The organism is Acaryochloris sp. CCMEE 5410 (assembly GCF_000238775.2).
In the GTDB taxonomy this organism is placed as follows: Bacteria; Cyanobacteriota; Cyanobacteriia; order Thermosynechococcales; family Thermosynechococcaceae; genus Acaryochloris.
Genome location: NZ_AFEJ02000002.1, coordinates 943,378 through 957,692, shown reverse-complemented (window position 1 = coordinate 957,692; position 14,315 = coordinate 943,378). Strand labels below are relative to the sequence as shown.

The window sequence follows — 14,315 nt, the reverse complement described above, 5'->3', positions numbered from 1 at the left end:
CAAGTTATTTAATGGGGTTACAAGAAGTGGGTCGTTTGCTATTACTTTCTGCCCAAACTAAAACTTGCTAAGCTTCTTGTACTCTTTGCAGTCAATTTTGATCGTTTCTAAAAAGATATGTTTGAGGAAGTCAGTTCAAACCCTACATTAGGCACCAATGAATCCCAACAATCATCCGCATTGCCTACGTCTCACGCCAGTATGGGGGCTGACGAACTAATGGATGAGTTATTCCACGATCTGGAAATGGGTCTGGATGATTCAAACTTTACCTTAGCAACGCGGGGAGATGAGTCTGTAGGATATGCGTTGCTAGAGACTGAAGGACAAAACCCGTCCAATCATCCTGGGGACGATTTATTAGTACCCTACACACCATTAGATTCAACGTTGGCACTGAGAGAGGATCTAGAGGCTTCCCTTAGTCTTGATTTAGCATCCTCGCAAGAATCTGACAAAAATCAACTCACGGGCAAACGTCTACTGATGACATCAGCATGCGTCTCCCTGGTTGGCATCAGTATGTTTTGGGTCGGACGACAATTGCGGTTACAGCACGCCCCTGTAGCAGCTGCTCCTCAGCCGGCTATCGCACTTCCTCAGGTCCCCTCAGAAACCGTTGCTTTTGCTGACTATGTTAGTCAGTCTTTGGAACGAATTCATCAAGACACCAAAGCTGCAAAACTGGCTGCTGCCAAGGCTAGAACACAATCTAAAACAGTGGCAACTCTCCCAAGTGCGGGACTTCCTAGTTTGCCGAATGTGCCTAAGGTGAGTGTTGCTAGCCCAACCACAGCTCCCATTCCCAATAATGTCGAGCGAGTGTACGTTCCAGTTACAGAAGCCCCTGCTCCTGCAGCTGCACCTAAGCCTGCCAGTACACCGGTGATTGCGGCTGCTAAGGCCACAACCCAAGAGGATGAGTTACCCGTCGTTAAACCTTTACCTCTAACTCCACCGAGCAATGGTGAGCGGAAGTTCTTGGGGGGCACTAACTTGGGTAATCAGCCTGTGTTTATGGTTTCGATCAATGGTTCTACCCGCCATATTAAGTTAGGGGAATCCATTGATGAGACAGGGGCAACTTTTGTGGAATTTGATGGCGAACAAAGTGTGCTCAAACAGGGTAACCAATTGAGATCTGTTACAGCTGGACAATCTTTTTAGATATCTGATTAAGCCCCTCTTTGACTCTAGCCATACTTTGGAAAATTGGTTGGGGCAAGTTTGGGCTATTGCCATATCTAGGATGCATAGGGATGTCCTAACATAGGAAACAGCTTAGAAGCATTGACCTTCATGGTGAGGGGCTATGCCTCACTTGTTCCTAGATATTTTTAATCAATAATTGATGTCTGACTTTTTAACGGTTGCCTTCTATAAATTCGTTGAGCTGCAAGATTATGTAGAGTTGAAGGCCCCTCTTTTAGCATGCTGCCAAGATAATGATGTTCAAGGCACAATTCTCTTAGCGACAGAGGGAATCAATGGTGCGATCGCAGGTCTCCCCCACAATATCCATGCGGTCCTCAATTTTCTGCGCGAAGATCCACGCTTTGCCGATTTAGCACCGAAGGAATCCTGGTCGGAGAAACAGCCCTTTTATCGCATGAAGGTCCGACTGAAAAAAGAAATCATCAAAATGGGGGTGCCAGACATTGACCCCACCCAAACCGTTGGCGAATACGTGAAGCCAGAAGACTGGAACCAGCTACTCGCCGATCCAGACGTGGTGGTCATTGATGTGCGCAACGACTATGAGGTGGCCATTGGCACGTTTAAAGGCGCTATAAATCCCAATACCAAAAGTTTTTCTGAGTTGCCCGAATGGCTCCAAGAACAGGCTGAATTGCAGAAGAAGCCGAAAGTTGCCATGTTCTGTACGGGCGGCATTCGCTGTGAAAAGTCAACTGCTTTATTGCGACATGAAGGATTTGAAGACGTTTTTCACCTGCAGGGGGGCATTCTCAGCTACCTAGAGAAAGTGCCAGAGGATGAAAGTCTGTGGCAAGGGGATTGCTTTGTCTTTGATGAGCGGGTTGCTGTCGGCCATGGCCTTAAGCCAGGACGATATCAGCTGTGTCGAGCCTGTCGCACGCCCATTAGTCCCGAGGACATGAAGTCGGAGCACTATGTGCCTGGCCAAAGCTGCCCCCATTGCTATGGCACCAAAACCGAAGAGCAACAACAACGATTTGCTGAACGTCAGCGGCAGATCGAGTTGGCTAAGCAACGAAATCAAGTCCACATTGGGGCGAAATATGCCCGTCATCAACCCGGCTAATTTCCATGACAACCTATCCTATCTTGTATTCCTTTCGCCGCTGTCCCTATGCCATGCGGGCGCGATTGGCTTTAACCGTTAGCCAACAGATCTGTGAACTTCGGGAAGTGGTGTTGCGAGACAAGCCCCAGGAGATGCTGGATATTTCCCCTAAAGGAACGGTTCCTGTCCTAGTTCAGGTGGACGGTTCCATCTTGGAAGAAAGCCTAGAAATTATGATGTGGGCTCTTAATCAACAGGATTCTGAAGTCTGGCTTCGAGCAGATCCAGGGCAAATGGCACATCTGCAAGCTTTAGTGGCGGCAAGTGATGGTCATTTTAAGCATCACCTAGATCGCTACAAGTACGCCCAACGCTACGAAAACACCAATGCCCAAGAGCATCGGACTGAGGGTTCTAAATTTTTGGAAACGTTGAATCATCAACTAGGCGAAACAACTTATCTTTGTGATCAGCACAGATCCTGGGCAGATATGGCGATAGCCCCATTTGTTCGTCAATTTGCCAATACCGATCGACCTTGGTTTGATGCTCAACCTTGGCCCCATCTACAGGCTTGGTTAGCAGAATTTTTAGAATCCGACCTCTTTCAGCAAATTATGGGCAAGTACCCCCAGTGGAAATCTGGTGAAGTGGGTCCTTTGTTTCCAGGTCCCTAATCTCGTCATCTCTATCAATATTGAATCTTGATGAGGTAACAAAAAAGCCTGTATATCCTTGAATGGCGACTTTTTGGAGGTCGATATACAACTTTTCACAGTTCTCAGTATTTCCTGATTTACTGTAGTGCTGGCCAACGTTCCATCATTGTTTGATTAAGATAACTATCTGAAATCGAATGTTTCTCATTTAAGGGCAAGGTTTAGATATAAAATTCGATCAACTAAACAGGTATCGAAATTGACAAATCCACAAGTTACCTTTGCCAGGAACGTCGGGTTTAGGAAAGAATTGAGCCGACGGGTTAACGAATATTTCGCCACAAACAATATCAGGCCTCGGGATAATCCAGCGATGTATTTCAAGACGCTAGTGATTACCACTTGGACGCTGACCGCTTGGAGCATCATCCTCTTTGGGCCACCCAATCTTGCCATCAAGATAATGGGGTGTGTGGCCTTAGGAATGGGGGTGGCTGGCTTCGGCATGAGCGTAGGCCATGACGCCAATCATGGTGGTTACTCGTCGAGCCCCCTGGTCAATCGAATTGTTGGCAGTTGTTACGACGTTATTGGTGTCTCTAGCTTTTTATGGAAATTTCGCCATAATCAGCTCCATCACATCTATACCAACATTGAAGGGTACGACAACGAAATCGAGGGAGATGGTGTTGTTCGTATGTCACCCCATACGGACCATAAACCTCACCATCGATGGCAACATTATTGGATTTGGTTTATTTATCCCTTTATTCCTATTTATTGGTATTTCAGAGATATTCAACGGTTTATCCGCAATACTCCCTATCAAACCAACACCCTTCCAGCCAGGCAACCCATTGATTACGTCACCTTTTGGGTGGGGCGAATCATTGGTGTGTCGTTCTTTATGGTCACCCCTTATTTGGTGGGCTACTCTCCCTTACAGATAGTGCTGGGTTTCTGTATCGCCTATTGGACTTATGGGGCTATTGTCTGTGAGATTTTTATGTTGGCCCATGTCATGGAAGGCATTGACTTCCCTAAGCCTGATCCTGAATCAAACCAGATTGAAGATGAATGGGCGATTTTTCAGTTGAAAACAACAGCGGACTTTGCGCCTCGTAATCCTTTCTTAAATTGGTATGTGGGTGGACTCAACTATCAAGCTGTACACCACTTATTCCCTCAAATCTGTCATATTCACTATCCCAAAATTGCTCCAATCGTAGCCGAAGTTTGCCAGGAATTTGGCGTCAATTATATGGTGTACCCAACCTTTGCAGAAGCTATCGCTTCTAACTACAGATGGCTAAGGTTGATGGCGATTGGTGAGGAAGAGGTTAGTTACTCCCAGGCAACAATGTCTTGATTGCGTTATTGATGCTCTTCAAGGTAGCTGAGAAATTAGGCACCAAGATGGCCTAAACTAGACAGCATTAAAAAAGCTGTTAAATAAAAATGCCTACTTCCCCAATCATTCCGGCCCATGAGGCTCAGTGTAAGTTAGTTGGTTTAATTGACCGTGTTAACGATACCCATGCTCCCGTGACCATTACGAGTCAGCAGGGAAATGCAGTTTTGGTGAGTGAAGAAGACTGGTGGGCCATTGAGAAAACCCTCAATCTTGAGGAGCATCAGCTCTCTCCATTGAAAGCTTAAGCTGCACTCTCCTTTATCGACCGACACTGCTCGGGGCTAAGGTGGGGAATCGAATAACTAAGAAAGGTGCGATCGCATCGTTGTTACCCCCATTTAAGGGAGGTGATTTGTGGAGTTGATTGACCGTTCCATAAACATAGCCATCGGGGCCAATTGCTAAGCCATCTGGCCAACTCAGGGTCTGATCATCTTGATAGAGAATCTGGTATTTACCAGCGGCGTTGATTACACCAATCGCATTAGCCGTAATGTCTGTAATATAGATATTTCCTGCACTGTCCGCCGTAATCCCATCACTGATTGGTTTATCGCCATAGCGTTGGACTTTTTGCTTTAACTGCTGCTCATTTAAGGATTGATTCAATAAATCCGAGGTGCGAATTCGATAGAGAGACTGGCCATTCATCGCCCCAAAGTAAACCCATTGATAGGCCGGATCGATGGTGATGGGATTAACGCCGATTCGGGCTGGGGCATCTCCTAGGGAAATGACTCGACCATCAATCTTTATATCGATATCTTCTGGGACAGTATTTGGGCTACCTTGCAGAACTCGACGAGCTAAGCCAGTCTTTAGATCAACCACAATCAGAGCCGCATCCGGTCCACCTGCAGTATCGGCAATGTAAATGGCTTCATGCTTGGCATCCACTGCAAAATCATTGAGAAAGGCATTCTCCGTGATCACGGGTGGAGGTAAATAAATCACCTGATGAAGTTCATCTCGTCGCGTATCCCAGGCAATTAAGCGTCCTGTGGGAAAGGCAGGATTAGGATTATCCAAGAACCAAATATTTCCCGTCCCGTCTGCCTGAATTCCCAACGTATTGTTGAGACCTGACCAATTGGGAGGGCTAGCATCCGGGGCTTTCCCCCAATCTGAATTGGGATAGATTTGCCAATTTTTTTGATCAAGTACTTCGATGGCCCGGTTTTGGTTGCCAAAGAAGCTATGGACGCTACAAAAAATTCGCTTATCTGCCGTAACGGCAATATTTCCGACTTCTGCCCCCTGGGGGAGTTCAGCCACAATCTCTAACTGATTGGTAGTAGGTTTGGCGGTGACTGCTTGGGGGGGATGGAAGTGAAAGCCAATTAAAACTAGGCAGGTACAGACTGCGATCACAACTTGTCTACGACAAAAACGAAGATTAGGCCAATTCAACGGGGATGCTCCAAACGCCTACTAATGGTGATTAACGTGCAGATAGAAAGTAATGTCAAGCATGACAATTCGACTTAAAGGAAGCTCCATTCTCCCGGCAGACAAGAGTATTAGATTCCAAGAATATATCCAAGAATATAATTAACATTTATATTCTTGGAATAAATACCCATAAAATGTTTTCACGTGATCAGGCGATTCAGATTCTTTATGGTTCAGCTTTATATCGAGACGAAAATGCTCCGCTAGAGCAACGAATGATTATTTTCGATGATTCAACCATTGAGAAACACTGGGGTTGGATATTTTTCTTTAATAACGAAAAATATTATCGAACAAGAAATCATTTAGATGCTGTTGTTGGTCCTGGACCTGTGTTTTTCAATCGCCATACGGGTGAAATTCGGAAATTTGGTTCTGGCTGCAGCTTGAACGATGAAATCTATGATTATGAGATGGAAATTTTAGCAAGTGGTAAATTTTGGTGCCTTTGGCTCACAGGTGACCAAGATCGAAAGGATGCCATTCTTAAAATCAAGAAATTGCTTAAGTTAACTTCTAAACGCGCTCGTGATTTTGTCCCATGTCTTCCCACACCTCTTTTTCATGGTATGCGTCGCCATCTGGACTGGATAACAGAAGAATGTGATGCCATTGAATTGCATACAGAAATCAGACTGGAAGATAATCTACCAGCCTGTATGGCGTTTGAATTTCCAGAACATATGATATCCCCAACTGCAGCTGAGGCATTTCATTTTGGCTAGGGCAACTAGCTTTAGATCGCGGTATGACAAGGCAATGAACTAAGTTCGCTTTTGCTTGATGTAAATGGTATAGGAGCAGCAGAATAGATCTTTTCGCAGAAAATACCCTTATTTGAGGAAACTATCCCACTAAAAGTTGTCCCCATCTAGCAAGTCACCAAGGCTTCCTAGTAAAGATCCTTCACCACGACTACTCCCTCCACTTCTTTGAGGCGCTGCTGCTAACATTCGCCCTGCCATTCTGGAAAAGGGAAGAGATTGTAACCACACATGCCCCGGCCCTGTTAGGGTCGCGAAAAATAACCCTTCTCCACCAAAGATAATGGACTTAACATTACCTGCTTGCTGAATGTCGTAATGGACAGAGTCCGTTAAGGCAACGAGACAACCCGTATCCACATGTAAGGTTTCGCCCGCTTTCAGGTCCCGTTGAACTACTGTCCCACCGGCATGGAGAAAGGCTAAGCCTGTACCATCTAGCTTCTGCATAATAAAGCCTTCACCGCCAAAAAGCCCTGTCAGAATCTTTTTCTGGAAATGAATGCCAATTTGAACTCCTTTGGCAGCGCAGAGGAAGCTATCTTTTTGACAAATCAACCGGCCGCCATAATCGCTAAGCTTGGCAGCAATAATGGTGCCGGGATAGGGAGCCGCAAAGGCCACATGGGCTTTCCCTTGGGGACCGCCGTGGGTAAATACAGTTGTGAACAAGCTTTCGCCCGTAACCAGACGTTTGCCTGCGCCGACTAACTTATCCATAAAGCCCCCCTGGGACGCTTGGGCTGACCCATCGCCAAAGATGGTTTCCATTTGGACAACGGCATCTTTGTACATCATCGCTCCCGCCTCAGCCACGGCACTTTCACCTGGATCGAGTTCGACTTCGACAAACTGCATGTCTTCGCCGAAAATTTGATAGTCAATCTCATGGGCTGCACCCGGTCCTACAGGAGGTGGGGGAGGTGGGGCTGCAGCGGCAACCGCATCTCCCTGAAGTTCGGCTACTTGGGAGATGGGGAGCCAATCGGTAAATCCCTGGCGCCAGCAATAGCCATTAGGATTTTGTCTGGCTTGGTCAATCGCCTGCTTTTCATCAAAAGGACCAAGGCGATCGCTACCGTAGTTGAAATACCAAGTTGTCATGATGCTCTCTAATTGCCGCTCACCAAACTACAAATATCATTGCTCAAAGTCCACACAAGCCGTGGGAGCAAGGAACGATGTGATATAGCTTTCCCAGATTGCAGGCTACAGATTCAGGTCTGCAATGAAACGTTCAAATTTATGAAAGAAGAATTGGTACCGCAGCAGAACACGGCAGCACAAGCTTCCGATGAAATTGAACATTAGCGAAAAGAAACCGAATATGAGTGATTTTATGCAACACCTTGCTTAAAACAGCATCGCCCCATCAATCTCCACAGGTAAATGGGTATGGGCCCCTTCCCCACAGGTGCGAGGTGTGGGAAAAACCTTACCAGGATTGGCTAACTCCTTGGGGTTAAACACATGACGGACCCACTGCATCGTCTCTAAATCCGCCTCCGAGAACATATCCGGCATATAGCAGCGTTTATCCGCCCCAATGCCATGTTCACCGGAAATACTGCCGCCAACGCGCACACAGAGCTTCAGAATTTCGCCTCCCAACTCTTCCACCTTTTCTAAAGACCCCGGAACCGACTCATCATAAAGAATCAGCGGGTGTAAATTTCCGTCTCCGGCATGGAAAACATTGGCAATGCGGTAGCCAAATTTATCACCAAGGGCGTTGATTTCGCCTAATACGTAGGCCAGTTCAGTTCTTGGAATCACCCCATCTTGGACAAAATAGTTGGGACTAAGCTTTCCAGCCGCTGCAAAAGCCGCTTTCCGTCCCTGCCAAAGCCTCAGCCGTTCTTCTGGTTCTGTGGCTACGGTGATATTTCGAGCCCCGTTTTGGCGGCAAATTTCTTTGACCCGTTCACTACTGGCATTCACTTCAACTTGCAGACCATCCAACTCAATCAAGAGGATAGAACCCGCATCGCGGGGATAGCAGTCTGTCGCCACCACATCTTCCACCGCGTTGATGCTGAAGTTATCCATAATTTCCATGCCAGCGGGAATCACCCCTGCCCCGATAATGTCGGCAACGGTTTTTCCGGCGGCATCAATGGTGGTGAAATCAGCGAGTAGCACGGAAATAGCATCAGCGCTGCGTAAAATTCTCAGGGTAATTTCTGTGGCAATGCCTAAGGTCCCTTCCGACCCCACAAACACCCCTGTCAGGTCATAGCCTGGCATATCTGCAACCTTGCCGCCTAGATCCACCACTTCACCGTTGGTGAGGACCATTTTCATTCCCAAGACATGGTTGGTGGTCACCCCATACTTGAGACAGTGGACGCCACCGGAATTCTCGGCAATATTGCCACCGATGGAGCAAATAATCTGGCTGGACGGATCAGGGGCATAGTAAAAGCCATCAGGGGCGACCGCCTGGGTCACCCAAGCATTAATCACCCCCGGTTGGACCACCACGCATTGGTTCTCAATATCAATTTCGAGGATTTTATTCATGCGGGAGGTCACGATTAACACACAACCTTCTGTAGGCATTGCTCCGCCAGACAGACCTGTTCCCGAGCCTCTGGCCACGAACGGTATCTGGTTGCGATCGCAAATCTCCACCACCGCTGCCACCTCTTCCGTCGTTTGTGGCAAAACAACCAGGCTAGGTCGTTGTCGGTAGCTCGCTAAGCCATCGCACTCGTAAACCGATAACTCTTCTGGCGTGACGATCACCCCATCTTGGCCGACAACGGTTTGCATTTGTCGGATAATCGGTTGCCAATTGCGTTGAGTATCTGTGGCAATCATGAGGATATAGTCTGCAGTAAGGGGCAGGCCGCAATGACCTATGCCTAGCTTAGACTAGAATTACGCCCCCTCAGGCTGAGGAAGCTCAATCTAGGAGTCAATGCCCCTGTCGTTCGTGCTTCTGCAGCACTAATCACAATGATTTTGGATGGTTAGAGAGTTAGAAATTTAAGCAGATCGCTGATCCTGGAAGCCCGCTACTTCAATTTCCGTCAAACTGTAGAGAAAAACGCCACTACCCACTTTCACGACATCTCCAGAGAGAATATCGATACTACCGGATAAAAAATCGATAATGCGCTGAGCTAGCTTAAAGGGGAGTTCAGAAACATTACACATTACCAGACAACCACTTTTAAGGTGATCGACTGCTTGTTGGGCTTCTTCAAAGGAGCTGGGCTTCACAACCTTAATCTCCGGCTGTGAAGTACTAAATAGAGGAATGATATTGTCCATGGTTCAAGTCTTGATGCTGAAACAGCTCAAATGGAATCGTGCTCAAGTCAACACACATCTAACCCAGCCCCCAAAAGGAATACTGGACATCATCTATCTGAGATAATGCATGAGAGATAAGCGCTAGGCTCCTAGCGAATTAGTGAGAGAATTCAGCTAGTAAACGCCCATAACACTGACATTGAAGCAATAAGCTTCTCTCCCCCCTATCAGCTTTATCTTCCTCAAACCACACCTTAGTAGAACTAAGTGACTAAATGTAAGAATCTCCAGGTGGAAGAATAAACGAGACCAAACTAAATGTTGGTGAAAGCTGATGCCTCGATACCAGAAATATTTAATTGTGTAATCATTTGTCTGCACATAGGCTAACACTGATCCAATTTCCTTAACCCTTGCCAGGGATAAGCCTTACCTTAATTTAATATTTGAATATTTTGCTTCATTGTTCTTAGTCTTTCTAGAATGTCACTTCATCTTCGGAATCATTTAGTGGGAGACGGCAGACCTCTTAGCTCCGAGATGGATCCCTCGCAGAGAGGGTTCGCAGGGTTGGATTAGGCATTTTTGGTAAATTCAACTATAATTCTAATTGTCAACTATTAACCTTCGTCAAAAAATAGACGCTGACCAGTGTTTACAACCGCCCTTCGCCCAAATGATGTTTTGTCAACGCCCCATGATTTAGTGGGTGCGATTAATGACCTAAAGAAAGACCTGAATGCCATTGTCTTGGCTCACTACTATCAAGAGCCCGAGATCCAAGATGTCGCAGATTACTTAGGGGACTCTTTAGGCCTCTCTCGCCAAGCTGCTGACACCAATGCTGAAGTCATTGTTTTCGCTGGCGTTCATTTCATGGCGGAGACGGCTAAAATTTTGAATCCAGATAAATTGGTATTGCTGCCTGATGTGGACGCCGGTTGTTCTTTGGCAGATAGTTGTCCCCCTGACCAATTTGCCACTTTCAAAGCTGCTCACCCCGATCACTTGGTGATTTCCTACATCAACTGTACGGCTGAGATTAAGGCCATGAGCGACATCATCTGCACTAGCTCCAACGCGGTTCATATCGTCAATCAAATCCCCGTCGATCAACCGATTATTTTTGCTCCTGATCAAAATCTGGGTCGCTACGTGATGGCCGAAACGGGGCGGGACTTGGTGCTCTGGCAAGGAAGCTGTATCGTTCATGAAACCTTTTCTGAACGGCGGTTGATTGAACTCAAAACCAAAAATCCCCAAGCAGAGGTGATTGCTCACCCGGAATGCGAAGCTACCATTTTGAGACATGCCAGCTTTATTGGCTCGACAACAGCTCTCCTGAAATATACGCAAACCAGTCCCCTAGACACCTTTATCGTGGCGACGGAATCGGGCATTTTGCACCAGATGGAGAAGCAGGCCCCCGGCAAGCAATTTATTCCGGCTCCACCGACGGGGAACTGTGCCTGTAATGAATGCCCCTACATGCGGTTGAACACGTTGGAGAAGCTGTATGTATCGATGCGCGATCGCAAACCGGAAATCACGATACCGGAAGACATTCGCCAAGCTGCCCTCCATCCCATTCAGCGCATGCTAGAGATGAGTGTTTGATGCCCGCCACAAATATAAGTGAAATCACGCTGTTTTGGGCAGAATAACCACGGTATTCTGCTAGTACAGTTTGGGAGAAATTCCTGATGATTCCGACCAATAACAGTAAGGAAGAAGAAACTCTCGCGCGATTTCTGAACAAGCTCCCCTTAGAGGTGTCTGAGTCCTTTGATGCCACACAGCGTCAGGCTTTGATGACGGCTTTAACAAGTTCTTCTCCACCCAGTCGGAAGTTGGATGTCCGTAAGTCCTTCTCGCTGTTGGGACGCAAATATTACTTTGTTGTTTTGTTAGGGAAAGATCGGAGAACTCATAAACGAGTGAGGATTGCCCAGCTAGAGGTTCATGATCAAGGCCTGCGTCGCTATCTATCCATGGGATTGGCGGGAAGCCTGCTGTCTGCTGTGGTGCTGAGTACCGCTTATTTGGCTGCATCAGCCGTCGGCGTTAACTTTTTCCCGCAAAGTCATGCAGATAACGTTTTGTTTGCCCCTCAAGCAGAAGCCAGCGAACCCTAGACCTAAAATCTCAATATTCATAAGGAATAGCTATGCGGATGGCGAGAATCGAACTCGCAAGGCATAAGCCACACGCCCCTCAAGCGTGCGTGTCTACCAATTCCACCACATCCGCAGACTGGGAAGCACCTCGACACCAGTCAGGATGACTAATGCACAAAAGCTCATCTAGTATACCAACATATCCCTAGATGTCATCTGGGGGCTGAAAATTTTTGCCTATCTGTTGACCAACAACGATTTGAGCGGTCTCTTCTGGAGACTGAACAGGGGTAATTCTAGACGAGGTGCTTGAGAATGTCCCAGATTTCCCATCAGCACTACGAGGTTGGCATCCCCACCACCTCCCGACAAGTCCAGGCCTTGGGCCAATTGTTAACCCAGTGTTTTAATGTGTCTGCCGAGCATTGGCAAACCTTTGCCCGGCAGCTGGGACAAGATAATTTAAGGGTCATTTGCCATGGTGACACCGTATTAGGGGGCCTAGGGATTTATCCCATGGGCCAGTGGTTTGGCGGGCAGCGCATTCCCATGCATGGTATTGCTGGCGTGGGCATCGCCCCAGAATATCGAGGGGCAGGGGTCGCCCGGTCCCTGATGGCTGAAACCGTGAAAACCTTGCATCAGCAGGGCGTTCCGTTAGCAACCTTGTATGCGTCCACCTCACAGCTCTATCGAAGCGTGGGGTTTGAACAAGCGGGCACTTACTGCCTCTATGAGCTGTCCACCCAGTCCTTGACGATTCAAGATCGGAGTTTACCGATCACGGCGATGGACCCCAGTGATTTAGCTGTCTTGATTGAGCTGTATGAGCAGCGAGCCCAGCAAACCAACGGTAACCTGGATCGCCACCCGGCGATTTGGGAACAGATGATAGAGGATGATACGCCTATCTATACCTACCTAATTGGGGAACAGGCCCACCCGGAGGGATATGTGATCTTTGCCCATCAGGTGGATTCAGGGTGTTACAACATCAATATTTACGACTGGGTCTGGATTACTCCCGCCGCAGGACAACGGCTATGGACCTTTTTCGCCGATCATCGGTCCTTAGCCAAGGATATCCAGTGGTATGGGGCTCCAGTCGATCCATTGCAGCTTTTTCTGGCGGAACAAACCTATCAGGTAAAGAAAACAGAACGCTGGTTGATGCGGATTGTCGATTTACCCAAGGCGTTAACCCTGCGGGGCTACCCACCTGCCCTGGAAGCAGAGCTGCATTTACAAGTAGACGATCCGCTCGTGCCTGCTAATTCAGGCCAGTTTGTATTGCAAGTATCCCAAGGACAGGGGCAGGTGAGAACCGGGGGGCGGGGAGACTTGAAATTGAATATTCGCGGTCTTGCGCCGCTCTATTCCAGTCTGCTGACGGCCCAGGAGTTAAAGTTACTGGGGGCTGTCGATGGTTCGAGGGAGGTTCTGGCTTTGGCAACCACACTCTTTAGTGGTCCTCAACCGTGGCTGAGCGATCATTTCTAGAGGTGGGCTGAGGTTAGCCTATGGCCAATTTCATCAGCGTGATCGCTGCAACGAGCCAGAGGTAGGGGGCAAACCATTTGAACTGTCCTTTTTTTAAGACGGAAAACAGCCAAAGCAACGCGATGTAGCCTGTAACGAAAGAGGCAATAATCATGCCTAAGAGGGGAGCGAGTTGTAGTCCTTCTTCTCGCATTTCATCAATACCCAAAATGGCTACACCAAAGGACACCACTAAATACATGAGAAAAGAAAAACGGGGTGCTAAATCGGAGGTCGCACCGCGCCAGAGCATGGTGGAAATAGTGCTGCCAGACCGGGAGATGCCTGGAATAACAGCACATCCTTGAGCAATGCCGCCTATAGTGGCATCCAGCCAGCTAAGGGACATGGCATTGCGCTTAAGGCCGGACTTGGGGGTGAACCATAACACCAGTCCCGTCACGATTAAGGCAAAGGATACATAGAGAGGTTGATTGAGTTCCTCAAAAATGGGTTTTAAGCCTAAACCAATCATGGCTGTGGGGATGGAGCCTAAAACCACCAGTAGCGCCATTCGCCATCCCTCTTGCTGTCGAGCCGCAGACGAAGTCAGGCCCGCAAAAAAACCCGATAAAGCTTGCCAGACATCTTTACGGAGAGCAACTAAAACGGCTAAGAAGGTGCCTGTATTGGTGGCGATATCTACATAGAGGGGCAGCTTCTCCCACCAACCTAAGTAATAGCTGGCGAGCACTAAATGCCCAGAGCTGGAGACGGGCAGAAACTCTGTGAGTCCCTGTACAATCCCCAAAATAATTGCTTGCAGTAAGGTCATAGCCGTGTAGAGGAGAAGAGAAATCGCGTTGTTTTAATATCCTTGGCGAATTTACCATTAATAACCGA

At 47.6% G+C, this 14,315-nt stretch carries 14 protein-coding genes and 1 tRNA gene; 9 read left to right on the top strand and 6 right to left on the bottom strand.

Features of this window, described 5'->3' with window-relative positions; genetic code table 11:
* Window positions 1–117 precede the first annotated feature (117 nt).
* The 5 genes from ON05_RS25225 (at window position 118) to ON05_RS25205 (ending at window position 4,584) form a co-directional block, all read left to right on the top strand.
* Complete coding sequence (locus ON05_RS25225) at window positions 118–1,167, top strand: hypothetical protein (RefSeq protein ID WP_010477224.1); 1,050 nt, start codon at window positions 118–120, stop codon at window positions 1,165–1,167.
* 184 nt (window positions 1,168–1,351) lie between these two features.
* Entirely contained in the window at window positions 1,352–2,284 is a 933-nt protein-coding gene (locus ON05_RS25220) for a rhodanese-related sulfurtransferase (protein WP_010477226.1), read from the top strand.
* Between the two features lie 5 nt (window positions 2,285–2,289).
* Window positions 2,290–2,943 (top strand): glutathione S-transferase, encoded by a 654-nt coding sequence (locus tag ON05_RS25215; protein ID WP_010477228.1) that lies wholly within the window; start codon window positions 2,290–2,292, stop codon window positions 2,941–2,943.
* A gap of 355 nt (window positions 2,944–3,298) precedes the next feature.
* Window positions 3,299–4,294 (top strand): acyl-CoA desaturase, encoded by a 996-nt coding sequence (locus ON05_RS25210; protein ID WP_010477230.1) that lies wholly within the window; start codon window positions 3,299–3,301, stop codon window positions 4,292–4,294.
* Between the two features lie 89 nt (window positions 4,295–4,383).
* Window positions 4,384–4,584 (top strand): type II toxin-antitoxin system Phd/YefM family antitoxin, encoded by a 201-nt coding sequence (locus ON05_RS25205; protein ID WP_010477232.1) that lies wholly within the window; start codon window positions 4,384–4,386, stop codon window positions 4,582–4,584.
* A 13-nt stretch (window positions 4,585–4,597) separates the two neighbouring features.
* On the opposite strand, the gene ON05_RS25200 is transcribed toward ON05_RS25205, so the two are convergent.
* Entirely contained in the window at window positions 4,598–5,749 is a 1,152-nt protein-coding gene (locus ON05_RS25200) for an L-dopachrome tautomerase-related protein (RefSeq protein ID WP_010477234.1), read from the bottom strand.
* 176 nt (window positions 5,750–5,925) lie between these two features.
* Here ON05_RS25200 and ON05_RS25195 point away from each other — a divergent pair, with 176 nt between their 5' ends.
* Window positions 5,926–6,516, top strand: coding sequence for a YrhB domain-containing protein (locus ON05_RS25195; RefSeq protein ID WP_010477237.1), 591 nt, complete (start codon window positions 5,926–5,928; stop codon window positions 6,514–6,516).
* A gap of 129 nt (window positions 6,517–6,645) precedes the next feature.
* On the opposite strand, the gene ON05_RS25190 is transcribed toward ON05_RS25195, so the two are convergent.
* The 3 genes from ON05_RS25190 to ON05_RS25175 form a co-directional block, all read right to left on the bottom strand.
* Window positions 6,646–7,659 (bottom strand): TIGR00266 family protein, encoded by a 1,014-nt coding sequence (locus tag ON05_RS25190; RefSeq protein WP_010477239.1) that lies wholly within the window; start codon window positions 7,657–7,659, stop codon window positions 6,646–6,648.
* Between the two features lie 249 nt (window positions 7,660–7,908).
* Window positions 7,909–9,378 carry a glycolate oxidase subunit GlcD gene (gene glcD / locus ON05_RS25180; protein ID WP_010477242.1) on the bottom strand — a complete coding sequence of 490 codons (1,470 nt, stop codon included), beginning with the start codon at window positions 9,376–9,378 and terminating at the stop codon, window positions 7,909–7,911.
* 168 nt (window positions 9,379–9,546) lie between these two features.
* The gene (locus ON05_RS25175; RefSeq protein ID WP_010477244.1) at window positions 9,547–9,834 is read right to left on the bottom strand and encodes a cell division protein SepF; all 288 of its coding nucleotides are present in this window, start codon (window positions 9,832–9,834) and stop codon (window positions 9,547–9,549) included.
* Window positions 9,835–10,467: 633 nt separating this feature from the next.
* Between ON05_RS25175 and nadA the strand changes: the two genes are divergently transcribed.
* Entirely contained in the window at window positions 10,468–11,433 is a 966-nt protein-coding gene (gene nadA, locus ON05_RS25170; protein WP_010477246.1) for a quinolinate synthase NadA, read from the top strand.
* A gap of 86 nt (window positions 11,434–11,519) precedes the next feature.
* Window positions 11,520–11,951 (top strand): hypothetical protein, encoded by a 432-nt coding sequence (locus tag ON05_RS25165; RefSeq protein WP_010477248.1) that lies wholly within the window; start codon window positions 11,520–11,522, stop codon window positions 11,949–11,951.
* Between the two features lie 33 nt (window positions 11,952–11,984).
* On the opposite strand, the gene ON05_RS25160 is transcribed toward ON05_RS25165, so the two are convergent.
* Window positions 11,985–12,066, bottom strand: a tRNA-Leu gene (locus tag ON05_RS25160).
* Between the two features lie 182 nt (window positions 12,067–12,248).
* Here ON05_RS25160 and eis point away from each other — a divergent pair.
* Window positions 12,249–13,433 (top strand): enhanced intracellular survival protein Eis, encoded by a 1,185-nt coding sequence (gene eis, locus ON05_RS25155; protein ID WP_010477250.1) that lies wholly within the window; start codon window positions 12,249–12,251, stop codon window positions 13,431–13,433.
* Between the two features lie 13 nt (window positions 13,434–13,446).
* Here the strand turns inward: eis and ON05_RS25150 are convergent, their stop codons facing one another.
* Window positions 13,447–14,247 carry an undecaprenyl-diphosphate phosphatase gene (locus ON05_RS25150; RefSeq protein ID WP_010477252.1) on the bottom strand — a complete coding sequence of 267 codons (801 nt, stop codon included), beginning with the start codon at window positions 14,245–14,247 and terminating at the stop codon, window positions 13,447–13,449.
* Window positions 14,248–14,315: the final 68 nt, after the last annotated feature.